This window comes from Aeromonas sp. Lyrl_2 (assembly GCF_051948815.1).
GTDB classification, from domain to species: domain Bacteria; phylum Pseudomonadota; class Gammaproteobacteria; order Enterobacterales; family Aeromonadaceae; genus Aeromonas; species Aeromonas veronii.
Genome location: NZ_JAYJLJ010000001.1, coordinates 227,715 through 253,529, shown reverse-complemented (window position 1 = coordinate 253,529; position 25,815 = coordinate 227,715). Strand labels below are relative to the sequence as shown.

Annotated in this window: 23 protein-coding genes; 10 read left to right on the top strand and 13 right to left on the bottom strand. The window is 59.4% G+C overall.

Annotated features, from left to right (window positions below; translation table 11 throughout):
• Nucleotides 1-99 precede the first annotated feature (99 nt).
• The 3 genes from VF684_RS01185 to ettA all read right to left on the bottom strand — a co-directional run bounded on the left by VF684_RS01185 (nt 100) and on the right by ettA (nt 3,821).
• A complete protein-coding gene (locus tag VF684_RS01185) occupies nt 100-1,443 on the bottom strand; it encodes an NCS2 family permease (protein ID WP_033114095.1) in 1,344 nt (447 codons plus the stop codon).
• A gap of 266 nt (nt 1,444-1,709) precedes the next feature.
• Nucleotides 1,710-2,027: a hypothetical protein gene (locus VF684_RS01180; protein WP_005349395.1), complete on the bottom strand. Its 318-nt coding sequence runs from the start codon at nt 2,025-2,027 to the stop codon at nt 1,710-1,712.
• Between the two features lie 126 nt (nt 2,028-2,153).
• Entirely contained in the window at nt 2,154-3,821 is a 1,668-nt protein-coding gene (ettA, locus tag VF684_RS01175) for an energy-dependent translational throttle protein EttA (RefSeq protein ID WP_005338959.1), read from the bottom strand.
• 242 nt (nt 3,822-4,063) lie between these two features.
• On the opposite strand from ettA, the gene VF684_RS01170 reads away from it, so the two are divergent.
• Together VF684_RS01170 and VF684_RS01165 are read left to right on the top strand one after the other, a co-directional pair.
• Entirely contained in the window at nt 4,064-4,639 is a 576-nt protein-coding gene (locus VF684_RS01170; protein WP_376898970.1) for a Crp/Fnr family transcriptional regulator, read from the top strand.
• A 57-nt stretch (nt 4,640-4,696) separates the two neighbouring features.
• Nucleotides 4,697-5,260, top strand: a complete 564-nt coding sequence (locus VF684_RS01165) for a YgjV family protein (protein WP_440173483.1) — start codon at nt 4,697-4,699, stop codon at nt 5,258-5,260.
• Between the two features lie 8 nt (nt 5,261-5,268).
• On the opposite strand, the gene VF684_RS01160 is transcribed toward VF684_RS01165, so the two are convergent.
• The 5 genes from VF684_RS01160 to VF684_RS01140 all read right to left on the bottom strand — a co-directional run bounded on the left by VF684_RS01160 (nt 5,269) and on the right by VF684_RS01140 (nt 9,780).
• On the bottom strand, nt 5,269-6,126 hold the full coding sequence (locus tag VF684_RS01160) for a lytic transglycosylase domain-containing protein (protein WP_376898966.1): 858 nt from the start codon (nt 6,124-6,126) through the stop codon (nt 5,269-5,271).
• A gap of 155 nt (nt 6,127-6,281) precedes the next feature.
• Nucleotides 6,282-6,470, bottom strand: a complete 189-nt coding sequence (locus VF684_RS01155; protein ID WP_111901619.1) for a hypothetical protein — start codon at nt 6,468-6,470, stop codon at nt 6,282-6,284.
• Between the two features lie 204 nt (nt 6,471-6,674).
• The gene (locus VF684_RS01150) at nt 6,675-7,247 is read right to left on the bottom strand and encodes a DUF2076 domain-containing protein (protein ID WP_376900331.1); all 573 of its coding nucleotides are present in this window, start codon (nt 7,245-7,247) and stop codon (nt 6,675-6,677) included.
• Between the two features lie 143 nt (nt 7,248-7,390).
• On the bottom strand, nt 7,391-8,404 hold the full coding sequence (locus VF684_RS01145) for an NAD-dependent epimerase (protein ID WP_376898964.1): 1,014 nt from the start codon (nt 8,402-8,404) through the stop codon (nt 7,391-7,393).
• Entirely contained in the window at nt 8,401-9,780 is a 1,380-nt protein-coding gene (locus tag VF684_RS01140) for a UDP-glucose dehydrogenase family protein (protein ID WP_440173479.1), read from the bottom strand. Before VF684_RS01140 ends, VF684_RS01145 begins: the two co-directional genes overlap by 4 nt.
• A 242-nt stretch (nt 9,781-10,022) precedes the next feature.
• Here VF684_RS01140 and VF684_RS01135 point away from each other — a divergent pair, with 242 nt between their 5' ends.
• Nucleotides 10,023-10,634, top strand: coding sequence for a YitT family protein (locus VF684_RS01135; protein WP_376898961.1), 612 nt, complete (start codon nt 10,023-10,025; stop codon nt 10,632-10,634).
• A gap of 101 nt (nt 10,635-10,735) precedes the next feature.
• Here VF684_RS01135 and VF684_RS01130 read toward each other — a convergent pair whose 3' ends face one another.
• The 5 genes from VF684_RS01130 to VF684_RS01110 all read right to left on the bottom strand — a co-directional run bounded on the left by VF684_RS01130 (nt 10,736) and on the right by VF684_RS01110 (nt 16,892).
• Nucleotides 10,736-11,767 (bottom strand): ABC transporter ATP-binding protein, encoded by a 1,032-nt coding sequence (locus VF684_RS01130; RefSeq protein WP_151286946.1) that lies wholly within the window; start codon nt 11,765-11,767, stop codon nt 10,736-10,738.
• On the bottom strand, nt 11,764-12,822 hold the full coding sequence (locus VF684_RS01125) for an ABC transporter ATP-binding protein (protein ID WP_376898959.1): 1,059 nt from the start codon (nt 12,820-12,822) through the stop codon (nt 11,764-11,766). The genes VF684_RS01130 and VF684_RS01125 overlap by 4 nt, the downstream gene beginning before the upstream one ends.
• A 31-nt stretch (nt 12,823-12,853) precedes the next feature.
• Entirely contained in the window at nt 12,854-14,671 is a 1,818-nt protein-coding gene (locus VF684_RS01120; protein ID WP_376898957.1) for an extracellular solute-binding protein, read from the bottom strand.
• Between the two features lie 149 nt (nt 14,672-14,820).
• Nucleotides 14,821-15,864, bottom strand: coding sequence for an ABC transporter permease (locus VF684_RS01115; protein WP_201911565.1), 1,044 nt, complete (start codon nt 15,862-15,864; stop codon nt 14,821-14,823).
• 2 nt (nt 15,865-15,866) lie between these two features.
• Nucleotides 15,867-16,892 carry an ABC transporter permease subunit gene (locus tag VF684_RS01110; RefSeq protein WP_005349436.1) on the bottom strand — a complete coding sequence of 342 codons (1,026 nt, stop codon included), beginning with the start codon at nt 16,890-16,892 and terminating at the stop codon, nt 15,867-15,869.
• 739 nt (nt 16,893-17,631) lie between these two features.
• Here VF684_RS01110 and VF684_RS01105 point away from each other — a divergent pair.
• From VF684_RS01105 to VF684_RS01075, 7 genes are all read left to right on the top strand, one after another.
• Nucleotides 17,632-20,187, top strand: coding sequence for a TonB-dependent receptor (locus tag VF684_RS01105; protein WP_139440555.1), 2,556 nt, complete (start codon nt 17,632-17,634; stop codon nt 20,185-20,187).
• A gap of 108 nt (nt 20,188-20,295) precedes the next feature.
• Complete coding sequence (locus tag VF684_RS01100) at nt 20,296-21,060, top strand: DUF3450 domain-containing protein (protein WP_107682562.1); 765 nt, start codon at nt 20,296-20,298, stop codon at nt 21,058-21,060.
• The gene (locus VF684_RS01095; RefSeq protein WP_107682561.1) at nt 21,057-22,430 is read left to right on the top strand and encodes a MotA/TolQ/ExbB proton channel family protein; all 1,374 of its coding nucleotides are present in this window, start codon (nt 21,057-21,059) and stop codon (nt 22,428-22,430) included. Before VF684_RS01100 ends, VF684_RS01095 begins: the two co-directional genes overlap by 4 nt.
• Nucleotides 22,431-22,440: 10 nt before the next feature.
• Nucleotides 22,441-22,968: a MotA/TolQ/ExbB proton channel family protein gene (locus tag VF684_RS01090; protein WP_005338936.1), complete on the top strand. Its 528-nt coding sequence runs from the start codon at nt 22,441-22,443 to the stop codon at nt 22,966-22,968.
• Between the two features lie 67 nt (nt 22,969-23,035).
• A complete protein-coding gene (locus tag VF684_RS01085) occupies nt 23,036-23,443 on the top strand; it encodes an ExbD/TolR family protein (protein ID WP_005338933.1) in 408 nt (135 codons plus the stop codon).
• Nucleotides 23,444-23,459: 16 nt separating this feature from the next.
• Entirely contained in the window at nt 23,460-24,095 is a 636-nt protein-coding gene (locus VF684_RS01080) for an energy transducer TonB (protein WP_376898952.1), read from the top strand.
• 11 nt (nt 24,096-24,106) lie between these two features.
• The gene (locus VF684_RS01075) at nt 24,107-25,348 is read left to right on the top strand and encodes a tetratricopeptide repeat protein (protein WP_376898951.1); all 1,242 of its coding nucleotides are present in this window, start codon (nt 24,107-24,109) and stop codon (nt 25,346-25,348) included.
• Nucleotides 25,349-25,815: the final 467 nt, after the last annotated feature.

The window sequence follows — 25,815 nt, the reverse complement described above, 5'->3', positions numbered from 1 at the left end:
GTTTCGGATTTTTTTATGGCCAGCGCACAGGCCGATAGCAAATCGGGGATAAAAAAATGCCAGTCAGCTGACTGGCATTTTTGTTGGCGAAAGCCTGACTTAGTGACCGTCTACCCAGAAGAACTTGAGGACGAACAGCAGGGCTACCACCAGTACGCAGGGGTTGATCTCGCGCCAGCGGCCGGTGCCCGCCTTCATCACGCAGTAGGAGATGAAGCCCACGGCGATCCCCTCGGTGATGGAGAAGCTGAACGGCATCATCACTGCAGTCATGAAGGCCGGTACCGCTTCGGTCAGATCTTCCCACTTCACCCGGGTCAGCTCGGAGCACATCAGCACGCCCACATAGATAAGGGCGCCAGCGGCGGCATAGGCCGGCACCATGGCGGCGACCGGAGAGAAGAAGATCGCCAGCAGGAACAGGATGCCGACCACGATGGCAGTCAGACCGGTACGGCCGCCGACGGCAACGCCGGAGCTGCTCTCGATGAAGGCGGTGACCGAGGAGGTGCCCATAAAGGCACCGCCGACCGAGCTCACGCTATCGACCAGCAGTGCCTGCTTCATGCGCGGGAAGTGCCCCTTGTCATCAGCCAGCTTGGCGCGGTTGGTGACGCCAATCAGGGTGCCGGAGGAGTCGAACAGGTTGACCAGCATAAAGGAGAAGATGATCCCGGCGAGGCTGATGTCGAGCGATCCCATCAGATCCAGCTGGCCGAACACCGGCTCGATGCTGGGGGGCATGGAGACAAAACCCTTGAAGGTGACATCGCCAAACAGCCAGCCCAGCGCCGTGGTGACCACGATGGCGATCAGCACGGCGGAGTGGACGCCGCGGGCGGAGAAGATGCAGATCAGGAAGAAGCCGAGCAGACCCAGCAGGCAGGGCAGGGAGGTGAGGTTGCCCACGGTCACCATGGTCGCGGGGCTGGCCACCACGATCCCGGCGTTGTGCAGGCCGAGCAGGGCGATCAGCAGACCGATACCGGCGGTGATGCCGACCCGCAGGGTGAGCGGAATGTTGCCGATAAGCCAATAACGCACCCGCAGCAGGGTGAGGATCAACAGACCCATGGCGCCCCAGAAGATGGTACCCATACCCACTTGCCAGGAGTAGCCCATACCGGCCACGACCACGAAGGCGAAGAAGGCGTTGAGGCCCATGGCGGGTGCCAGCGCGATGGGCAGGTTGGCGAGCAGACCCATTAGGATGCTGCCGATACCGGCGATGAGGCAGGTGGTGACAAAGACTGCCTGGGTGTCCATGCCGGCCGCAGAGAGGATCTGCGGGTTGACGAACACGATATAGACCATGGTCAGGAAGGTAGTGATGCCGGCGATCAGTTCGGTGCGGGCGTTGGTGCCATGGCCCTTCAGGGCAAACAGACGCTCAAGCAATCCTTGCCCGGCAGCCTGTGTGGGGGCCTGTTGTGGTTGATTCATGTTGGATTCCAATAGGTGACGTGAAATAAGCAGCAGGCGAGCGGGCTCCCATTCATGGGGGAGTGATGGCCCTGTTTCTGGTGGAGAAGTAACCAGACTCGTCCTGGTACCGTGACGGCGCGCACATTTTTACACAGGCGACGCCGTTTACAAACCCCGGATCTGCGAAGCGGATCAATGAATGGAGCAAAAGATCAAACGTTTGCTTTTTCGCCAACAAAAAAGGTTCTCGTCGGAGAACCTTTTTGGCGCGGAGAGGGCAGAGATCAGAGAGTTTTGAAGTAGCGCTCCACCAGCTGGGCCAGCACCGAATCGAGCTGATCCTGCACTTCCCCCAGCTCGCGGCCGAAGCGGCGCAGAAAGAGGCTGGCCTGCTCCTCGCTCAGCTTGAGATCGTTGAGAAAGAACTCCTGCTCCGGCAGCTTCTTGTCGTAACGGGGGATCAGCACCCAGCTCACCAGCTCCGGCTCGACCGCTTCGAAGATTTTGGCGGCGGCAACGCAGAAGGTTTCGATGTGTTCCTTGCCATCCGGCCCGAGACAGCCGGGTTCAACCCGGATCTGGATGGTCAGTTTTTTGGTCATTTCAGTACATCCATGCAATGTTATCCGTCTTGGATTGTAAGCCAAAAGGCAACAGAAAGGGGAGCCGGAGCTCCCCTTGTGACGCTGGTCGCAGCTGCGATGGTACGGCTTGCACCGACCGACAGCTTACTTGGCGATGCGCTTGTACTTGGCGCGGTGCGGCTGGATGGCCTCGGCACCGTAGGTCTTCTTCTTCCACTCTTCGTATTCGGTAAAGTTACCTTCGAAGAACTCGATCTTGCCCTCATCCTGATAGTCGAGGATGTGAGTGGCGATACGGTCGAGGAACCAGCGGTCGTGGGAGATGACCATGGCACAACCCGGGAACTCCAGCAGGGCGTTCTCGAGGGCGCGCAGGGTTTCGATATCCAGATCGTTGGTCGGTTCATCCAGCAGCAGCACGTTGCCGCCGGTCTGCAGCAGCTTGGCCAGATGCAGACGACCGCGCTCACCACCGGAGAGTTCGCCAACCCGCTTCTGCTGGTCGGAACCTTTGAAGTTGAAGCGGCCGATATAGGCGCGGCTCGGGAACTCGTAGTTGCCGATGCGCAGGATATCCTGACCGTCAGCGACCTCTTCGAATACCGTCTTCTTGTCATCCATGCTGTCGCGGAACTGATCGACAGAGGCGAGCACCACGGTTTCACCCAGGGTGATGGCGCCGGAATCCGGCTGCTCCTGACCCGACATCATGCGGAACAGGGTCGACTTACCGGCACCGTTAGGACCGATGATGCCGACGATGGCCCCTTTCGGAATGGCAAACGACAGATCGTCGATCAGCACCCGATCACCGTAGGATTTGCGCAGGTTGGCCACTTCCACCACCTTGTCGCCGAGGCGCGGTCCGGGCGGAATGAACAGCTCGTTGGTCTCGTTGCGCTTCTGGTAGTCGTTGGTGTTGAGTTCTTCGAAGCGAGCCATACGGGCCTTGGACTTGGCCTGACGGCCTTTCGGGTTTTGACGAACCCACTCCAGCTCTTTCTCGATGGACTTGCGACGGGCCGCTTCGGAACTGGCTTCCTGCGCCAGACGGGCGTCCTTCTGCTCCAGCCAGGAGGAGTAGTTGCCTTCCCACGGGATACCTTCGCCGCGGTCCAGCTCCAGGATCCAGCCTGCCACGTTGTCGAGGAAGTAACGGTCGTGGGTGATCGCCACTACAGTGCCTTCGTAGTCGTGCAGGAAGCGCTCCAGCCAGGCCACGGATTCCGCATCCAGGTGGTTGGTCGGTTCGTCCAGCAGCAGCATGTCAGGCTTTTCCAGCAGCAGACGGCACAGTGCCACACGGCGGCGCTCACCACCGGAGAGGTGCTTGATCTTGGCATCCCAGGCCGGCAAGCGCAGGGCATCGGCCGCACGCTCCAGCTGGTTTTCCATGTTGTGACCGCCCTGGGCCTGGATAATGGCCTCCAGCTCGCCCTGTTCGCGGGCCAGCTTGTCAAAATCGGCATCCGGGTCGGCGTAGGCCGCATAGACCTCGTCCAGGCGGGCCATGGCGCGCTTCACCTCGCCAACGGCCTCTTCGACCGCTTCGCGTACGGTCTGCTCCGGCTCCAGCTTCGGCTCCTGCGGCAGGTAGCCGATCTTGATGCCGGGCTGTGGACGGGCTTCCCCTTCGATCTCGGTGTCGATGCCCGCCATGATGCGCAGCAGGGTCGATTTACCGGCGCCGTTCAGACCCAGCACGCCGATCTTGGCGCCCGGGAAGAAGCTCAAGGAGATGTTCTTGAGAATATGACGCTTGGGCGGCACTACCTTGCCGACCCGGTTCATGGTGTAAATAAATTGAGCCATTGGCTAATTCTCTTCCTTTTCAGCAGGTTAATGTCATGGCATTAACAGACTGATGTCGTGGTGGGGCCAGGTCGACACAGGTCAACCGGGTTCCAAAAAACCCGTCGATTGTAAACCAACGGACGAGGGGGGGCAAAGGTGGCACCCGGCTATGTCCCCCCTTTGCCGCAGCGGTCACGCCTTGCTGCATCAGCCGTGCAATTTGGGCATGATGTGGGCTGCCGTTTTGTTCCGGAGCCCTCATGAACCCATCTCCTCAAGCCCCCTCACTGGCCGCCTTTCTCTGCACAATGGGATTGGACGCTGCCCTGAGCGAAGCCATCAGCCTGCGCTTGCCACGGCAGACACTGCGCGCCGGTTATGCACTGTTGGCGCAAGGGGCAGAGCAGGAAGCTGCCTTCTATATCGAAGCGGGCATCGCTCGCGCCTGCCACTACACCCGGGACGGACAGGAGCGCTGCAAGGAGTTCTACTTCGAGGGGGAGCTCTGCCTGCTCTATGACAGCTGGCTCGCTGTGTCGCCCGCCCGCTACCAGCTGGAGGCGCTGACGGAGCTGCAGGTGGTGCGGATGCCGCTCGCCCTGCTGGATGAGCCCGCTTGGCAGCCGGTCTGCATGGCCTTGTTGCGCCAGCAGCTGGGTTACAAGGAGCGCAAGGAGGCGTTTTTGCTGCTTCACTCTCCCGAGGAACGTTATCGGGAGCTCTGTCACACCTTCCCCCACTGGCCTGCGCGGCTCACTCAGGTGCAGCTCGCCAACTATATCGGTATCACTCCGGTCACCCTGTCACGGATCCGCAGGCGCATTAACACGGGTTAATGCCGCTCTCCGACCATCCCCTCATGCTGCGCCATCCAAATGACGGATGAGGAGTGGATGATGTCGCTGTTTCTGTGGTCGCAGCTGGTGGTGAGCCTGGCCTTGTTGCTCGATCTGTTGTCGTTTCAGTTGCGGGCGCGCCGCAGGATCCTGGCCTGTCTGGCCCTCTCCTGCGCCCTCAATGCCGGTCACTTTGCCCTGCTCGGGCAGTGGTCGGCCGCCAGCCTGTTGCTGCTGGCCAGCGTGCGCTTTGTTGTGAGTATCTGGCTGGTTCACCGCATCTTGATGTGGCTTTTCATGGGATTGGCCTGTGCGGCGGCGCTGGCGACCTATCAGGGCCTGATCTCATGGATCGGGCTGCTGGCTAGCCTGCTGCAAACCCGGGCCGCGTTTTGCCCGGATGATCGCCTTTTGCGGCGCTGGATGCTGCTCGGTACCCTCTGCTGGCTGGTTAACAATCTGCTGGTGGGCTCACCGGTCGCCGCGCTGATGGAGGGGCTGTTTCTGGTCAGCAATCTGGTTGGCTACTACCGCCACTATGGCTTCGATTATTGGGGGCGTGGCCGCCACAGTGGCCGCAGAAAGAGGCGTGTGCCGCCTTCCGATCGGGCGAGCACCTGACCTCCCGCTCAGGGCTGCTTGTGGCCAGCGAAGTAGAGCACCCGTTTCACATACTCCTGCGTCTCGTCATAGGGTGGGATCCCGCCATAGCGTTCCACCGCTTTTTCCCCGGCATTGTAGGCTGCCGAGATCAGTACCCAGTCGCCATCGAAGCGGCGATCTAGCCATTTGAGATAACTGACGCCACCCTTGATGTTCTGGGCTGGATCGAATGGCCGGGTTACCCCGAACCGTTGCTGGGTTTCGGGGATCAGCTGCATTAGCCCCTGAGCATTCTTGGGTGAAACGGCGCGGCTGTTGAGATTGGATTCGGCGATGGCAATCGCCAGTACCAGCCGGGCATCCACCTTATGGTGTTTGGCGGCGTGACGCAGCATGCTGACCAGTTTTTGCTTGGCGGGGGGCTGGCGGGCAACCCAGGAGTCGACATTGAAGGGGGTGGAAGGGAGCCCGGCCAGATAGCCACCCTGCCCGCCACGGATCCCGATGCCACACCGCTCTCCCATAGGGGCATTGCCGATGCGGGCGTTGTAGTAACGGGCGGCCTGTTGGTTGCCCAGGCGCATCGCCATGGCGAGATAACTGTTGGCCAACCTGGCGCTGCGTACCGAGGCGGGGCCGGTGGCGAGCAGGCGGCCGATCCGGAAATATCCCTCTGGGTTGCCACTGCTGGCGGCGACACAGTAGAAGGCGATGGCTTTTTGCAGATTGCCGTGTTGCTGGGCCACTTGACCCTGCTTGATCGCCGTCAGCGCCTTGGGGGCCTGTCTGAAATCCCTGCCTTGTGCCATCGCCCGCGGCGTACCTGCCAGTAACAACGACAAAAAAAGCAGCAAAAACAGTCCGTTTTCGCTGATGTGCCTCATGGGTTATCTCCTGTTTGAGTACAGAAGATATAGAGGAACATGGCTGCTATCGCCACGAACCCAGAGGATCCTGTTGTTATAGCCGGTTGATTTCAGAGAACAAAACGGTATGGAACTAACGGTATCTCGACCGTTTCACACCATTTTTCATCCGGTTAGAAGTCGTGGTGATACTCCTGTTCATCCTGCACCGTGGGAGGAAGCGTGTGATAGAAGCTGCCAATTTCGCTGACAACCCAGAGCGAAAGCAGGGCCAGCAGGCTGAGCAGGGGAAGCAGAGAGTGGCTCTGGGTCAGGGCATAGGCCGCAATGGCGGCACCGGTCAAAAGCAGGGTTCGGATCATGAGGTGGCTCCTTGTCGTCATGGGGGTGTTGCGTGGCCACGGACAGAGCGCCTGGGGTCGGGAGTTGTTCCCGGGTGGCACGAAGCGCGCTGAGTATATCGCGTCATGCCGCTGCCGATCCGTGGTGTCATCACACTTTCCATAGTCATGGGTTTCGTATCGAGTTGGGCCCCGCCAGATGCGGAGCCAGTAATGGTTTGACGGTCAGAAGAAACCGCCGTTGCTATCGTCGCTGTCGGCCCAGCCGCCACTCTGGCTATCGTCGTCGAGAAAATTGCTGCCAACATCGGGAGGTGAATCCCAGCTGTCCCAGCGTACCGGTTCTGCATCGACCGGATTGGCAATGGGCGCTGGCTCTATGATGTCGATGATCTCCTCGGGCCGATTGTTGTGAAACAGTCCGCCGATCATATCGGCCAGCATCACGCCACCGGCCACACCGGCGGCGGTTTGCAGGGCGCCGCCCAAAAAGGAGCTGGTACGGGATGCTGGCTGGGCAGGAGCGGATGCCGGTGGCGGCGTAAAGCGCGGGGGCGGGCTGCTTTCGCTACCAAACAGGCCGGAGAGAAAACTGCCGCTGCTCGGGGCGCTCTGGCTGGCTTCCAGCTCCTTGACCCGCTCGTTGAGGCGGGTAAGGGCTGCCTGCTGAATTAGCAGCGCCTGGGCCATGTAGTAGGGGGCATCGGGCTGCTGGGCCAGATGCTGGCGGATCAGCTGATCCGCTTGTGGGTCTCGCTTGCTATCCCTGGCTTGCGCTTGCTTGAGGCGGTCGAACAGTCCATCGATCAGACCCTGTTCCTGTGATTGTATCTCAAATCCTCGCTATGGTGCGCAGACAGTGCGTTCAGCCATCCTAAAACCCGCGGGGCATCAGTGGTATCTGATTAACTCATCAATGACCGAGGGGCTACCCGCGCTCGTCAGCGGGCGGGCCGATAGTAGTCGATATACCAGCGGACGAACTTGGCAACACCTTGCTTGAGGGGCGTAGCGGGGCGCAGACCGGTGAGGGTGTGTAGCGGTTCGCTGTCGGCCCAGGTGGCGTGCATGTCACCTGCCTGCATCGGCAGCATCCGCTTGATGGCGGGTTTGCCGATGGCCTTTTCCAGCGCCTCGATAAAATCGAGCAGCCGCACCGGTTGGCCGTTGCCGATATTGAGGATGCGGTAGGGGGCGGCGCTCTCGGCCGCGCTCTGCTCGCTGGCGTGCCAATCGGAATTGGGGCGGGGCGGCTGGTCGGCCACAGCGAGGATCCCCTCGACGATGTCGTCGATATAGGTGAAGTCGCGGCTGAGATCGCCGTGGTTGTACACATCGATGGGCTCTCCCGCGAGGATGGCGCGAGTGAACTTGATGATGGCCATGTCGGGGCGGCCCCAGGGGCCGTAGACGGTAAAGAAGCGCAGCCCTGTGGTGGGCAGGCCATAGAGCGCCGAGTAGGCGTGGGCCATCAGCTCGCCGCTCTTCTTGGTGGCGGCGTAGAGGGAGACGGGGTGATCTACCTGCTGCGCGGTTGAGTAGGGCATCTGATCCCCCATGCCATAGACCGAGCTGGAGGAGGCGTAGAGCAGATGCTGAATCCCGTGGTGACGACACCCCTCCAGCACCGTCAGCATACCGGTGAGGTTGCTGTCGGCATAGGCGAACGGATTGTCGATTGAGTAGCGCACCCCCGCTTGCGCCCCCAGATGGATCACCCGCTCGAAGCGATGGCGGGCAAACAGGGCCGCCATGGCTTCACGAGCTGCCAGATCCAGCCGCTCGAAGTGAAAATGGGGGAAACTGACCAGCTGGGCCAGCCGCGCCTCTTTCAGACTCACCTCGTAGTAGTCGTTGAGGTTGTCGAGCCCCACCACCTGATGACCTGCGGCGCACAGTTGGTTGGCTACATGAAAACCGATAAAACCGGCGACGCCGGTGACCAGATAGATCATGGCTGGGTCTCCGGATTGCAGTTCGCATTGGCTGGCTGCTTTTTGGCTGGTAGATGTGGCCGCCCGATGGCGTGATAGTCAAACCCGAGTTCGCTGAGCTGGCGTGGCTCATAGAGGTTGCGGCCATCGATGATGACAGGCTGGTTGAGCAGCGCTTTCAGCTGCTGGAAATCGGGGGCGCGAAACGCCTGCCACTCGGTGCAGATCAGCAGGGCATCGGCCCCTTCCAGTGCCGCTTCCTGAGTCGGGCAGAGCAGCAGATCCGGCCGCTGGCCGTAGATCTGGCGGGCACGCCCCATTGCCTTGGGATCAAAGGCCTGCACCCGGCCACCGGCAGCCCAGATGGAGGCCAGCAGCGGGCGGCTCGGCGCATCGCGCATATCGTCGGTGCCGGGTTTGAATGCCAGCCCCCACAGGGCGAAGGTGCGGCCGCGCAGATCCGGCCCGAAGCAGGTCCGCAGGGTTTGCGCCATCTTCTGTTGCTGGCGCTGGTTGACCTGCTCGACCGCCGCTAAAAGCGGGGCGTCGCAGCCGACACTCGCCGCGGTATGGCGCAACGATTTGATATCTTTGGGGAAGCAGGAGCCGCCGTAGCCGCAGCCCGGGTAGATAAAGTGGTAACCGATGCGGGGATCGGCCCCCATCCCCTGGCGCACCGCCTCGATATCGGCCCCCAGTTGCTCGGCGAGGGCCGCCATCTCGTTCATAAAGGAGATCTTGGTGGCCAGCATGGCGTTGGCGGCGTACTTGGTGAGCTCGGCGCTGCGCTGATCCATCACCACGATCCGGTCGTGATTGCGGTTGAAGGGGGCGTAGAGGGCGCGCAACTGCTCAAGTGCCCGCTCGCTGTCACAGCCGATGATGATGCGATCCGGCCGCATGCAGTCGTTGACCGCCGCTCCCTCCTTGAGAAACTCGGGGTTGGCCGCCACCTCGCAGGTGAGGGTCCGTCCACGCATAGCCAACTGCTGCTCAATATGTTCCCTTACTTGCTGCGCTGTGCCGACCGGTACTGTGCTCTTGGTCACCACCAGCTTGGGGCGGCTCATCAGTCGGCCTATGGTGTCGGCCACCGCCAGCACATGTTGCAGATCGGCCGAGCCATCCTCGTCAGCTGGTGTACCTACGGCGATCAGCAGCAGGTCGGCGTGTGCCACGGCAATGGCGGGATCGACCGTGAAGCTCAGGCGGCCGCTGGCCAGATGGCTCTCGACCAGCGGGGCCAACCCCGGCTCATAGAAGGGGATCTGCCCCAGCCTGAGGGCGGCGATCCGTTCATCATCCACATCCACGCAGCAGACATGATGGCCCACCTCGGCCAGAACGGCGGCCTGCACCAGCCCGACATAGCCTGTGCCAAAAATGGTGACCTTCATGAAAAGTGCCTCGTGCTGTGAATGGGGGATGGCGCGCTTAAACCGCGGCATGCTGCATCTTGGTGCAGCGAGTGTCAATGCCAGATGACAGGCACCAGAATGGGGCGTTCAGCCTGACTGTTGTGATCCTTTTCACAAAAAATAGACTGGACCCCATAACGAAGCCCTGTGGACAGGGCTCGCAGCCCGCCCGCAACTGCAGGCGACAGACACTCTCTCTTTACTTCGTTTGGATACAGGTTATGGACAACACCTCGATTCGCACTGCCCATCCTATTTATGAGGATGTGCTGGCCCTGCTGACGGCGGCCGGCTTTGTTTCCCTCGGCATCTTTCTGTTTCATCAGGTTGGCCTGCTCACCGGCGGGACTGCCGGGCTGGCGCTGTTGCTGCAAAAGGTGACCGGTATCAGCTTCGGCCTGCTGTTTTTCGGCATCAACCTGCCCTTCTACGCGCTGGCATGGCTGCGGATGGGGCCACGTTTTACCTTCAACACCTTTGTCTCGGTGGCGGCAGTCTCCTACATGACCGATCACCTCAACGGGGTGCTGCAGATCGGCAAGATAGAGCCCCTCTATGCGGCGCTGATCGGCGGCACCCTGATCGGCATGGGGCTGCTCATCATGTTTCGCCACAAGTCGAGTCTGGGGGGCTTCAACATTCTGGCGCTCTTTATTCAGGATCGCTTTGGCATCCGGGCGGGCAAGCTGCAGATGGGGCTCGATTGCGCCATTGTTGTTGCCTCGTTTTTCGTGGTGCAGCCTTGGATTCTGGCGCTCTCCATCGTGGCGGCGGTCATCTGTAATCTGATGTTGACACTCAACCACAAGCCGGGCCGCTACCAGATTGCCTGACGAGCGGCAGCCGTGACGCGATAAGACAAGCGTGACCCGATAGCACGAGGCGGCCTGATAGCCGCCTCGTCTATTTCTACCCTGGGGTTTGTTCGCTGCGCCTAGCTCGCCTGCTCCAGCCTGCTGTCGCCGCTTATAGCGTTGCCGCTGATGGCGTGACTACCGACGGCGAGCGGGGTGTGGCAGGCCACCTGATGATGGGACTCATCACACGCCTCAAGCCTTGGTGCCTTGCTTTTGCACAGATCGGTCGCATGGGGACAGCGCTGGTGGAAGTGACAGCCGCTTGGCGGCGAGATGGGGGAGGGCACATCGCCGGTCAGCAGAATGCGCTGGCTGCGCCTGCGCGGGTCCGGCACCGGAATGGCGGAGATCAGCGCCTGAGTGTAAGGGTGGCGCGGCGCCAGATAGAGCGACTGGGCATCCGCCAGCTCGACGATCCGTCCCAGATACATCACTGCGATGCGATCCGAGATATGTTTGACCACCGACAGATCGTGGGCGATGAAGATGATGGAGAGGTTCATCTCCCGCTGCAGGCTGAGCAGCAGGTTGACAATCTGCGACTGCACCGAGACATCGAGGGCCGAGACCGCCTCGTCGCACACCAGCAGCTTGGGCTTGAGGGCGATGGCGCGGGCGATGCCGATCCGCTGGCGCTGACCGCCGGAAAACTCGTGGGGGTAGCGATCCACCGCACTGCCCGGCAGGCCCACTTTTGCCAGCAACTCCTGCACCCAGCCGCGTCGCTGCTCAGTGTTGCCTTTACCGTGGATGATAAAGGGCTCCTCCAGGATCTGGCCCACGGTGTGGCGGCTGTTGAGGGATTCTGCAGGATCCTGAAATACCATCTGCATCTCCTGACGCAGGGAGCGCATCTCCTTCGGGCTGAGGGCGGTGATATCGCGCCCCTCGAAGGTGATGGTGCCCGCGGTCGGCTCGAACAGCTTGAGCAGACTGCGCCCGAGGGTGGACTTGCCGCAGCCCGACTCACCCACCAGCCCCAGCGTCTCCCCCTGTTTCAGGTCGAAGCTGATGCCATCCACCGCGTGAACCGTATATTGCTTGCGCAGGAACCCGCCTCCCAGCCGGAAGTGCTGTTTCAGATCCCTGACCGATAACAGAGTGCTCATACGGTCAACTCCTTCCAGTAGTGACAGGCGACATGGTGGCGCGGATTGAGTTGCTCCACCGCCGGAATGGCGCTGATGCAGAGATCGGTCGCATGGGGGCAGCGGTTGGAGAAGCGGCAGCCAGCGGGCATCTCGTGCAGGGCTGGCACCTGTCCCTTGATGGTCTTGAGCAGGCTCTTGGGCTCATCCTCAAGGCGCGGGATCGAGCTCATCAAGCCGTGGGTATAGGGGTGACGGGGATGGTCAAACAGCTCGAACACGTCGGCCTGCTCTACCGCCCGCCCGGCGTACATCACCACCACTTCGTCGCACAGCTCAGCCACTACCCCGAGATCGTGGGTGATAAAGATGATGGCCATCCCGGTCTGGGCCTGCAGCTCTTTCATCAGTTCGAGGATCTGGGCCTGAATGGTGACATCCAGCGCCGTGGTCGGCTCGTCGCAGATAAGCAGGTCTGGCTCGCAGGAGAGCGCCATGGCGATCATCACTCGCTGGCGCATGCCGCCGGAGAGGTTGTGGGGATAGACCGCAAAGCGCTGGGCCGGTTCCGGGATCCCCACCTTCTGCAGCATGGCGATGGCCGCGGCTTTACGCTGGGCCTTGTCATACTCGGGGCGATGGAGGCGAAACACCTCCATCAGCTGCTCCCCCACCGTCTGCACCGGGTTGAGGGCCGTCATCGGTTCCTGAAAGATCATCGAGATGCGGTTGCCGCGCACCTTGTACATCTGATCTGGCGCAAGCGACAGCAGCTCCTCCCCCTGAAAGCGGATGGAACCGGCGACTACCTGACCATGGGGCTTGGGCAATAGCCCCATGATGGCGAGCGAGGTAACGCTCTTGCCACAGCCGGACTCGCCGACGATCCCCAGCGTCTGACCTGGGGCCACCTTGACGCTGACCCCGTCGAGCACCTTGATCTTGCCGTCATCGACGGCGAACTCCACCTCGAGATCGCGTACTTCGAGGATTGGAGCTGGGTGCTGGCCGTTATCAGCGGCGAACTCCCCCCCGTTATCCGGTACGTCAAGAATGGGGGCCTGAGTGTTGGGCATAACGGCTGCTCCCTTCGCAATGGCCTGAATATCAATGACGTGCATAGGTCTTGTCGAGCAGGTTGATGGGCGCCAGCGCCTCCCCTGCCTCCTTGGCGTTGCGGGTCTCTTCCTTCACCTTGGGATCGAGCCAGAGCAGACCGCCACTACTGTGAGGATAACCGTCCATCGGCCAGTAGAGCAGATCCGGCGTGTTCTTGGTGGCAGGCACCTCGGGCAGCATCACATAACGCCAGCTGCTGGCCCGCACATAGTTGAGCTGCACCCCGGGCACGAAGATGGCGAGGTCATAGATGCGCTGCTGGATCTGCTGGGAGAGCTTGGCCCGTTTGTCCATGTCGAATTCGACGTTGTAGGCGTCGATCAGCGCGTCCAGCTCCTTGTCCGCTACGTTGAACAGGTTGTTGGTCTGCGGCTTGTTGGCGTTGGCGGAGTGGAAAAACTCCCAATACTGCGGATAGAGACCGCCGCCGCCCCAACCGAGCCAGGCCGCTTCGTGTTTCTTCTCCAGCATCACCTTGAAACCGGTGGCGCCATCCACCAGATTGAGCTCCAGATCCAGCCCCGCTTTCTTGGCCTCTTCTTTCAGCACAGTCAGTCGCTTGGAGTGCTCCTGACTGGTGTAGGTGAGCGCCAGCGTCAGCCGCTCACCCTTCTCATTTTGCAGGATGCCGTCCGGCCCCGGCTTGTTGTAGCCGCCCTTGGCAAAGTACTCCCGCGCCTTGTCGATGTCATAAGCCCGCTCCGGCAGCGTGATGTCAGTGAACTCGCCAAAGCCCGAGTCAAAGGTGGTGGCTCTGTCATAGTCGCCGCGCAGCACCGTCTCGATCATCTTGTCGATGTTGAAGGCGTGCTGGATGCCGAGGCGCACGTTTACGTCCGCCAGCTTGGGGTTGGCCACATTGAGGTGCACCCCCTGACCGCCCTGTTTGGTATCGGTCATGGCCATTACCTTCTGCACGTAGCCTTTTTTGTACTCCGGGGTGACCGCTTTTTCATGCCACCAGTTGGGCAGGATCATCTCGAAGGTATCGAGCTCCCCTTTCAGGAAGTGGCGGAAGGCGATGTTGTGGTCGCGGATCACCTGCACCTTGATGGTGTCGATGTTGAATCTGTGCTGGTTGTAGCGATCGTCTTTTGCCCACCAATCCTTCTGCTTGCTGAAGGTGACCGACTTGCCCTTCTTGACGTCGCTGATCACGTAGGGACCTGTGGTGGGCACCACGGCCCAGTTGTACTGCTTCACCCAGTTGGGGGTCAGCTTGTAGTAGTGCTTGGGCTGGGGCCACAGCTCGGTGGTGTTGAGCAGGTCCATCTTGGCCTTGCGGTTGCCCGCTTTGACCATAATGGTGTGATCATCGATCTTCTCTACCGCTACCACTTCAGTGGTGTAGTAGTTGTTGAACCAGGGCCCCTTGATGTGTTTGGAGCGCATCATCTCGTAGCCGAAGGTGTAGTCGTCAGCATTGACCGGCTTGCCATCCGACCATTTGGCGCGGGGATCCAGCTTGAAGTAGACGGTCTGGCTGTCTGGCGCGATGGCCCAGTGGGTCGCCAGCGAGGGAATGGGGTTGCCGGTATTGGGATGGAAGCTGATGAGTCGCAACTGGTTATCGAGAATAAAGGAGCGGAACGATCCGTTGGAGTCAGGCCCCACGGTGCGGAACGTCAGCGGAAAGCTCTCCACAAACATATTGAGGCTGCCGCCCGGCTGCGCCTTGGGGGAGGCGAACACAGGATCCGTGTCGTTGGTCTCCCATTTGAGATCCGCGGGCAGGCTGGCCGCCCAGACCCAGGATCCGTTTACCAGCACAAAGAGAGCACCTATCCATTTGATTTTATTTTTCATGTTTGACTTCCAGGTCTGGCCCCTGCACTGGGGGTCTTGATTGATAACGGGATTATCCCTTGCTCCCGGGACCGCCGATGGCGGCGGCCCGTCCTTCATTAATCACTGTTCGTTACCCGACGCCTGCCGATGCGCTGGCATCGGCTGGCTTATTGGTAACGGGTAAATTTGCGCGGATCGAACGCCTCGCGGATTGCCTCGCCGATAAAGGAGACCATGATCAGCACCAGACTCACCGCTGCCACCACCGAGCTGACGATCCAGATGGCATCCAGATTGTTGATGCCCTGGGAGAGCAGTTCCCCCCAGCTCGGGGTCGGCGGTGCCAGCCCGAAGCCCAGATAGTCGAGTGCCGTCAGGGTCGAGATATTGCCCACCACGGCGAACGGCGCCAGGGTGACGATCATCATCAGGGTGTTGGGCAGGATGTGGTTGAAGATGATCCGCCCGGTGGTCGCCCCTTGCGCCCGCGCCGCCATCACATAGTCCCGCGCCCGTTCCTTGTAGGTGAGGGTGCGCATATACCAGGTGATCCCCATCCAGCCGAACAGCACGTTGATGGCGACAAACAGGCCGAAGTTGGGCTTGGCCAGCGACACCAGGATCATGATGACGTAGAGAAACGGCACCTGGGACCAGATCTCGATAAAGCGTTGCAGGATGAGGTCAAAGCGGCCGCCGAGAAAACCCATCAGGCAGCCGATGGTGACCCCGATGGCGTAACTGGCCGCCAGCGCGATAAAGGCAAAGCCGATGGCGATGCGAAAGCCGTAAACCAGTCGCGCTAGCACGTCGCGGCCGCTGGTGTCGGTGCCGAGGAAGTGGCGATCGGCCGAGCTGGGGGCGTAGGGCGGGTAGGCATCCTCCTTGAAATCCTGCTCGTAGGGATTCCAGGGCACCGGCGGCAGCAGCACCCAGTCGCCCTGGCCCTCTGCGGCAAATTTGGCCTTGAGCTGGCGGTAGTTGGTTTCGTACTCGTAATCGAGCCCGAACTGCTGGCCGGGGATCACATCGCCATAGGTGGGGAAGTGCAACTGGCCCTGATAGCTCACCATCAGTGCCCGACTGTTGACCAGCAGCTCCGCCAGCAGGGAGAGCAGCACCAGGGTGGTGAAGATGATGAAGGAGTAGTAACCGCGCTTGATCGACTTGAAGCGCTTGAGTTTTTTCAAGGTAACCGGATTGAGCTTCATGGTCAGTCTCCAAACCGCACGCGCGGATCAACAAGGGCAACACAGATATCGGAGACGATATTGCCAATCAGCATCAGCATGGAGGTGATGGCCAGAATGCCCATGACGGTGGGGTAATCCCGCTCGACGATAGCCTCGTAACCGAGCAGGCCGATGCCGTCGATGTTGAAGATGGTCTCGATGAGGAAGGAACCGCCAAAGAAAACGGTGAGCACAGACCCCAGGTGGCTGGCGATGGGGATCAGGCTGTTGCGCATGGCATGGTCGGTGACCGCCTTGCGAAACGGCAGTCCCTTGGCCACGGCGGTACGCACATAATCGGCCGACAGGTTCTCCATCAGGCTGTTTTTCATGGTCATGGTGAGGATGGCGAAATCGCCGATGGCGTAGGCGATAAGCGGCAGCAGGGCGTGGGCAAAGACGGTGCGGATCTGATCCCAGCTGCTCTCCATGTACTCAAAATCATCCCCCGGAAAACCGCCCATCGGCAGCCACTCCAGATGGAAGGCGAAGACGGTGATGAGGAAGATCCCCACCACGTAGGCGGGCAGGGCATAGGCCATGTAGATGAGCATGGAGCTCAACGAATCGAAGCGGCTGTTGTGCCTGAGCGCCTTCGCCACCCCCAGCGGAATGGAGACCGCATAGCTCAGCAGAAAGGTCGCCAGCCCGAAGAAGGCGGTGACCGGGAGCCGATCCTTGATGAGATCCCACACCGGCTCGTAGTAGCGGGTCGATTCGCCCAGATCCAGCACCGCCAGCTTCTGCAGCCACTCCCAGTAGGCGACCAGCATCGGCTTGTCGAGCCCATAGAAGGCCTTGAGCTCCTCGATCTGTTCATCGGAGAGGGCCTGCGCCCCCTTGCTGCCACTGGAGCGGCCAGATTCATTCTGGGAAACCTGGGCTTGCAGCAGCATGCGTTCGACCGGACCGCCCGGCACGAAACGGGTGATGGTGAAGACGAGCAGGGTGATACCGAGAAACGTCGGGATGATCAAAAGCATCCGGCGTAGGAAATACGACAGCATGGTGGAACCTCGTCCTTGTTGTTCTTTTTTGCGGCCAGTCAAATCCGGTGACGGGCCTGTCCTTCCTGGCATTACGCGCTGGATTGGTTGCCAAACAGCAGACAATCCGCTTGGCCACTGTAAAAGCTCTGCAACAAAAATCAAGTACAAGGAAATGGAAAACTGGGACAAATGACCCGCAGAGACCAAAAGCACCGAAAAATGACGTTTTTTATCTGAAAAGTGAAAATCAAAACAAAACGCTACTGCTCAACATTATTTTAAAAAATATAAACAGCTGTTTGTTTGAGCTTTACGTGTTTTTAACTTATTGATTTGTAATGTTTTTGTTTGTGTGGTGAAATTGAAGGAAAACGATGTCATCTCGACAATTTTATCTGTTATCCCCATGAGAACGGTCAGGTGCAACCCTCGTGAAGTTAGTGTTTTATTCTTATTAATGCCGATAAATCAAAATAAGATATAAACGGACAGCACGTTAACTAATAAGTTCATCAAATTTTAATTCAGCGCCATTTACGCAATTTAACAATGTTTTTACATTGCGCAAGTTGTTTTTGGCAGAATTATTCACTAATTATGCCGGTCAAAATTAATACACTCCGCTTATTCTACGCCTGACTTCGCCATACCCCTGCTCCATTGACGTCGCTAGTCAAAGATTGATAAGCCTTACACATCGCTCCAAAGAGGGCGGTATCAGGAAGCAAACAATAAACAACCAGGAAGGATATAAGCGATGCTTAGGAAGAGCAGAATCTCTGCTGCGATTGCGTTCGCCTTGGCGAGCCTTGCGGCGGCCCCATACGTATCTGCCGAAGAAGGGCAGAACGTCGAAAAACTGCAGAAAATCAAAGTCACTGGCTCCCGTATCTCCCGTGTTGATGTTGAGGGGGCGACTCCGGTTGTCTCTGTCAGCAAGGCCCAAATTGAACAGTCTGGTCAGCAGACTGTGGCCGATTATCTGAAACAGGCCTCCTACAACTCCTTCGGTGGTTTCTCCCCATCCTCCGGTAGTTCTGCCCAGTCACAAGCCACAGTAGGGCTGCGTGGCCTTGGTGAAGATCGCACGCTGGTGCTGCTTAATGGCAAGCGTATCGCTGGTTCTCCCTCTATGGGTGGCACTGCCATCAACCTCAATACCATCCCCATGGCGGCGGTTGAGCGGGTGGAAGTGAACCTGGATGGTGGCTCCGCACTCTATGGCTCTGATGCCATCGGCGGCGTTATCAACGTGATCCTCAAAGAGGGTTTCGAAGGGCTGACTTTCCAGGGACGTATTGGTTCACCGACCGAAGAGGGGGGGGACGAGCAGAGTGGTTCCATCGTTAGCGGCATCTCGGGTGAGAAAGGCTCCCTGATGATGGTCTACGAGCACGATGTGAAAGACGAGATCTATTACAAGGATCGCGACTATCTGGCGAAAGAGGGGGCAACTGCTCCGAGTCTCTATGGCCGCAATATCAAGGGAGTGGATGCCACTACCGGCAAGACGGTTACCCGTACCCTGAATGGGGTTGACTGTGAAGGTACCGGCACCGGTTTCGTCACCAAGGGCACTGCTTGCCGTTTCGACTTTGCTCAAGTCGCTGCCAAGACTGCCTCTCGTACCCGTGACACCGTCTACCTCAACGGTCGCTACCATATCAACGACAATGTGGATTTCGTGCCACAGATGATTGGTTCTCGCGTCACCAGTTTTGGTCGTTTCGCGCCAGCTGCTGGTGCCTTCACCGTGGATGGTTCCACCCCTGAAAGCGCAGCAGTGCTGTCTGCCAACAACTTCAGCACCGCCAAGGCTGCGACCGTTTACTACCGCTTTAACAACGTCGGTCCCCGTGACAACGATGTGACTGACTTGACTGGTACCCTGAACCTGGGTTTTGAAGGGGTGGTGCCGACCGAAGCAGTAGGCGATCTGGAATGGAATGCCGGTTACATGTATTCCAAAACAGATAACCAGAGCACCGGCAATGGTTATGTCTTGGCACCCGCCGTGGAAACTCAGGTCAATACCGGCAAGTTTGTTAATGGCAGCTTCTCTGATGCGGCGACCAAGGATCTCTCCTATACCACCAGCCGCAATTCCAAGATGGACTTCTTCCAGTGGTACGGCGGTGTAGGTTGGGATATGGGCGAACTGCCCGCTGGCCCGGTCAGCTGGTACCTTGGGGCCGAGTATAACGATTGGGTTTACTCCGATACCTATGACAGCCAGTCTGAAGCGGGTAACGTACTGGGTTCATCCGGTAACTCCGGTGGTGGTGTACGCGATGTGTTTGCCACCTACATCGAGAGCCTGATCCCCATCACCGAGCAGATCGAGCTGAACCTGGCGGGTCGTTATGACAAGTACAGCGATTTTGGCAGCGCCTTCTCGCCCAAAGCGAGTCTGCGTTATCAACCGCTCGACCAGCTGATGTTCCGTACCTCCTGGTCCCAGTCTTTCCGCGCGCCGGGTCTGAACGATCTCTACGCGGCTGATGCTCAGTCAGCGGACTTTGCCAAGGACTATGTCTATTGCCAGGCCAATGGTGTGGCCAACTGCTCCGAAGAGCAGTACATGACCACCCGTCAATCCAACAAGAACCTGAAGGAAGAGACCGCCAACACCTTCACTATCGGTACTGCCTACAACCCACTGGACAATCTGAATCTGTCGCTCGATTACTACTACATCAAGATTGATGACGTGATCCAGCTGGCTACCACCCAGACCCAGTTCTATCAGGAGCTCAATACCGGCAGCAACCCGAACGTCATCCGTGATGCCAACGGCGATGTCGAGATGGTCTATGCCGGTATGGTCAACCTTGGGCAACTCAAGACCAGTGGTATCGACTTCAAGGCGGACTACAAGTACGACTTCAACTCCTTCACCCTGCGCTATGACTTTGGCAGCACTTACATCCTGAAGTATGAAGAGGGTCTGTTTGCTGGCGGCCCAATGGTCGACAAGAAGGGCTGGAATGGCAAACCCGACTTCCGCTTCAACTCCGGGATTGGTGCCAACTTCCCGCAGCTGTGGAATCTGGATACCTACCTGAGCACCAACTATATCGACTCCCAGAGCCAGGACTATGTGGATGGCAAGGAAGAGGGGCATATCGCTTCCAACACCATCTGGAATCTTAACGTCGCGGTCGATACCAGCTGGAATGCCAAGATCCAGACCGGTGTGAAGAACATGTTCAACCGCGGGCCTTCTCTGTCCAACGATGGCTTCACCTATGAAGAAGACCTCTACGGCATCGACGGTCGCGTCTACTACATCGACTACACCCAGAAGTTCTAATCAACCCTGTTGATATACAACCTCAGCCGGCCCGGTCGGGCCGGCTGTGCCCAACGTCCAAGGAAGTTACGGAGATAGGGTAATCCTATGAAGACAAGGACCATTACAATGAAGAAAGCGCTCCTTGGCAGCCTGGTTTCGGCCGCCTTGTTGACCAGCTTCAGTCTGAGTGCCGCCACTGCCAGTCAGGCCGTGGACGCTCAAGCCGCCACCGACAACGCATCCAAAGTTTCCCAGCAGAAGATCGACAGCTATGCCGAATCTGCCGAATCCGCACTGGCCCAGTACAAGGCCGCCCTGCGTCAGGTCGACAGTCTGCGCACCTACAACGAGCAGGTGAGCAAGATGGTCGAGTCCCAGAGTGCCGAGCTGGCGTCGATGCAAAAGCAGATCGCCCAGATTGATCAGACCAGCACCGAAGTCGTCCCCCTGATGCTCAAGATGATCGACTCCCTCGAGCAGTTTGTGGCGCTGGATCTGCCGTTCCAGAAGGTCGAGCGCGAGGACCGCGTAGCAGCCCTGACCGACCTGATGAACCGGGCCGATGTCACCATCTCCGAGAAGTACCGCAAGATCCTGGAGGCCTACCAGATCGAGGAGGGCTTCAGCCGCACCATCGAATCCTACAAGGCGAGCCTGGACAAGGATGGCAGCGAGAAGACCTACGAGTTCCTGCGGGTTGGCCGCATCGCGCTGCTTTATCAATCCCCGGATGGCAATGAAACCGGGATGTGGAACAAGAAGACTCGCCAGTGGGAAGAGTTGCCCCAGGAGTATCGCAGTGCGGTTGAACAGGGCCTTCGCATCGCCAAGAAGCAGGCGCCTCCCGCTCTGATCAAGCTGCCGGTTCAAACTGCGGAGAAAGCATCATGAAAGGAATCAAACTTGCGATTGCCTCCCTGATTGCGGGAGCAACCCTGGTCACCCTGCCGGTGACCGCCGCCGAAAAACCGGTGGATCTCAATGCGCTGCTGAATCAGGTCAAGGCCTCCAGCCTGAGCGAATCCCAACTCAACAAGGAGCGGGAAGCCCGCTTCCTGGCTGACAAGAACGAGCAGGGGGCGCTGCTGGCCAAGGCCAAGGCCGAGCTGGCAGCCGAAACCGCCAAGGGCGAGCAGCTCAAGGCGACCTTTGATGCCAACGACAAGCAGCTGACCGAGCTGACTGAAACCCTGCGCCAGCGTTCCGGCAACATGGGCGAGATGTTTGGTGTGCTGCGTCAGTTCGCTGGTGAGTTCAAGGGGATCTTCAACGCCTCCGCTCGTCGGGTCGAGCATCCGGAACAGACCGCGCTGCTGACCCGTCTGGCCGAGAGTAAAGAGCTCCCCTCCAGCGACGATCTGGAAGCGTTCTGGACCACCACCCTCAGCCGCATGGTGGACGGTGGCAAGGTGAGCCAGATCCCGGCGACCGTGGTCTACGGCGAAGGCAACCAGGCCGAGAAGACGGTCACCCAGATCGGTGAGTTCAACACTGTCTCCGAAGGCAAGTACCTCACCTTCGTGCCGGAGACCGGCAAGTTCGAGCAGCTTTCCCGTCAACCTGACAAGGGGGTGCTGGAACCGATCGCCGAGTTTGAACAGGGCGGTGACGGGGTCAAACCCATCTTTATCGACCCATCTCGCGGCGTGATCCTCTCTCTGCTGGTGCAGTCACCGACTCTCAAGGAGCGGATCGATCAGGGTGGTGAAGTGGGTTACGTCATCATGGTGCTCGGTGTGCTCGGTACCCTGCTGGCCATCTTCTGCGGTATCCGGCTGTCGTTGATCGGCTCGTCCATGCGCAAGCAGCTGAAATCCGATCAGATCATCAAGGGCAACCCCATTGGTGACATGCTGGGAGCCTACCAGAGCCATCGCGGTGACAACATCGAGGATCTGGAGTCCAAGCTCGACGAGATCATCCTGCGCAACGTGCCCAAGTTCGAGAAGGGTATCAGCATCATCAAGCTGATCGCTTCCGTCGCGCCGCTGCTGGGCCTGCTCGGCACCGTAGTGGGGATGATCGCCACCTTCCAGGCCATCACCCTGTTCGGTACCGGCGATCCCAAGCTGATGGCGGGCGGTATCTCCGAGGCGCTGGTGACCACCATGCAGGGTCTGGTCGTTGCGGTGCCCATGCTGTTCCTCTACACCATTGTGCAGACCCAGAGCCGTCGTCTGATCCAGGTGCTGGAAGAGCAGAGCGCCGGTTTCGTCGCCCGTTATCAGGAACGTCTGCACGCCTCCAAAGCCGCAGCGTAAGGAGTCACCCATGTGGTTCTGGTTGATTGAAGAAGTCGAGTCGGTCCGCCGGTTTTTGGGATTGGGGGGCGATGTACTGGTCGCCCTGTTCTTCCTGACCCTGATGATGTGGGCCCTGTTGCTGGAGCGCTGGTTCTACTTCATGGCGGTCTACCCCAAGCAGGTGAAACAGACCAAGGCCACCTGGCTGGCCCGCACCGATCATCTCTCCTGGTCTGCCAAGCAGATCCGGCGCGAGCTGGTCTCACGAGTTGCCATGGCGGTGGACAAGGGGATGCCGGTCATCAAGGTGCTGATCGCTCTCTGCCCGTTGATGGGGCTGCTTGGGACCGTGGTGGGGATGGTGCAGGTGTTTGACACCCTGGCCATCACCGGCACCGGTTCGCCGCGGGCGATGGCATCGGGGATCTCCAAGGCAACGGTACCGACCATGGCGGGCATGATCGCCGCCCTTTCCGGCCTGTTTTTTGTCAACCAGCTCGATCACAAGGCCAAACTGGCGGTGCAAAAGCTGGAAGACAACCTGAAACACGGTTGATGCAGGATGCATACCCCCGGCGAGGCATGGCCTGCCGGGGGCACAGAACAAGCAAGGAGTTTCTGCTATGAGAAAACGTTACAGCGACAGCGGTGCTGACGAGGCGGCTATCGATTTGACCCCCATGCTGGACATAGTGTTCATCATGCTGATCTTCTTCATCGTCACCACCTCCTTCGTCAAGGAGTCCGGTGTCGAGATCAACCGTCCCAGTGCCAGCACGGCCGAGACGGTGAAGAAGGGCAATATCATGGTCGCGGTGCGCGAAAACGGTCAGGTCTGGGTCGACAAGCGGGTGGTCGAGGTGGGGGCGGTACGCGCCAACATCGAGCGGCTGCGGGCCGAAAACCCGGAGAGCGCCGTGGTGATCCAGGCCGATAACGAATCCCGTTCCGGTCTGGTGGTGCAGGTCATGGATCAGATCCGCATGGCCGGTGTCCAGAACATCTCCATCGCGGCAGACAAGAGCAGCTGATGCCGGAGAGAGACCTATGAGATACCTGATATCGTTGGCGGTCTCCTGTGTGGTGGTGTTCTTTCTGTTTCTGGGAATGAACAAGCTGATCACACCGGATCACCGAGAGCTGGTGGAGAAGGATGACGTCACCATGACCGATTTCATCCGCCTCAAGCCCCAGGAGACCCTGCAAGAGAAACAGCGGGAGCTGCCCAAACCGCCGCCGCCCAAGCGTCCGCCACCGCCTCCCGAGATGGAGGTGACCAGCACGGATCGGCCGAAGATGGAGAGCTCGCCGATGGACATGCCCAAGCTCGACATCCCGGTCAATATCGGTGGTGGCAACGCGCTGGGTGCCTACAGCACCGGCGGCGGTGGTGGCGGCGTCGGTGGCAACAACGGCGCCATTCCGCTGGCAACCTTCGAGCCCATGATGCCCCGCAAGGCGGCACTGGCGGGTCTGGCCTCCGGCAAGGTGCTGGTGGAGTTCACCGTCACCGAGCGCGGCACCGTCAGCAACGTGCGGATCGTCAAGGAAGAGCCGCGCAGCTATGACCTCGGTAAAGAGGCGCGTAAAACCATCGCCAAGTGGACGTTCAAACCGGCCATGGTGGATGGCAAGCCGCAGGCGAGCCGTATGCAGCAAGAGATCGAGTTTGCGGTCAACTAAGGAAGGTGGCGATGAACAAGTTACACAAGATGATCCTCGCCCCGGTCGCCATGGCGGTGCTGCTCAGCACCGCCAGTTGGGCCGCCGAGCAGCCGGCCCTGTCGGATCGGGCCTATCGGGCGGTCAACAAGGCGCAGGAGCTGATCACCGAGAAGAAATACGGTGAGGCCAATGCCAAGCTGCAAGATGCGCTCTCCGGCGCGGGCGAGCGGGTCTACGACAAGGGGGTCATATTGCAGACTCTCGGTTTCGTAGCCGCCCAGCAGGAGAAATACGGTCAGGCGACCAAGTACTTTGCCGATGCCATCGCGACAGGCGGCTTGCCGCCACCGGTGGCCCAGCAGGTGCGTTACAACCTGGCCCAGCTCTATATGGCGGAGGGTAATTATCAGGGGGCGATCAAGACCATGAAGGAGTGGTTTGCCAACCAGGGCAAGGATGACAAGCCCAACTCCCATGCCTATATCACGCTGGCCAACGCACACGTGCAGCTCAAGCAGTACCGTGACGCGATTCCGGCGGTGGATCAGGCGATCAAGCTGTCGGCAGGTAAAGCGCCGGAGTCCTGGTATCTGCTGAAGATGGGCGCTCACTACGAGCTGAAACAGTACAAACCGGCGACCGAGGTGCTGACCTCTCTGGTCAACATGTTCCCGGAGAAGAAGAAGTACTGGACCCAGCTGTCGGCCATGCATATGCAGGCAGGCAACGATGCCAAGGCGCTGGCTGCGCTGGAGTCGGCCTACAACCTCGGCATGCTGACCGAGGCAGCCGAGCTGCAGCGCCTCGCCAACTACCTCGCCTTCACCGGCATTCCCCATCGCGCCGCTCGGGTGATGGAGAAGGGGATGAAGGATGGGGTGATTGAGCAGAGCGCCAGCAACTACAAGACCCTGGCCAACTACTGGCATCAGGCCAAGGAGCTGGATCCGGCCATCGACACCCTGGCCAAATCTTACCAGCTGGCCCCGAGCGCTGAATTGCAGCTGAAAATGGCACGTATGATGATCCAGAGCAAACGCTATCAGGATCTGGTGGCGCTGGCCGCCAAACCGGCAGCCAATGCCAATGGTGAACAGCGGGCGGATCTCAAGTTCCTGACCGGTGTCGCCTATTTTGAGCAACAAAAGCCGAAGGAGGCCCTCAACGCCTTCACCCAGGCGGCTCAGAATGGCAACGTCAGCGGTCGTGCATCTCCGTGGATCAGCTTCCTCAAAGAGCAGAATGGCACCGGAGAGGCAGCCGTCCAGTAATTCCAATGACAACTACCTGTAGTCCCTTTTATGGTTGCCTGGTGGCTCCATTAACCGCTCTTCGGAGCGGTTTTTTTATGGTGGCTGCCAGCACCGGCGGGTGGCCGACGCTCGGTTTTATCCCTCTTCATCCCAATAAAGAGCCTCCGTCGACATTGGTCTATCTCCCCGGATGCGACAAACGTTTTAACCACTGCTGCAACCGTGAAGCAAGGTGGCGCTGCGCTGTGGTTGACTGGGGCTGGAGTGGCTCGCTGCCAAGCGGGCCGTGCCATTCATCTTTCACTTTGCTGCGACTTGCTAGTGTGGCTTTTGCCCTGTTGATAAGCGTCACATCGAAAACGGCTACTTTTAACAAGAAAAGCAACATATGGAAGTTGAAATTTTGGCCGACTCAGGAAAGAATGCGCGCTCGGTTATTGGCGTCGTGGGGCAGGTTGACCCGCCACCGGCAGACCGAGGATGAG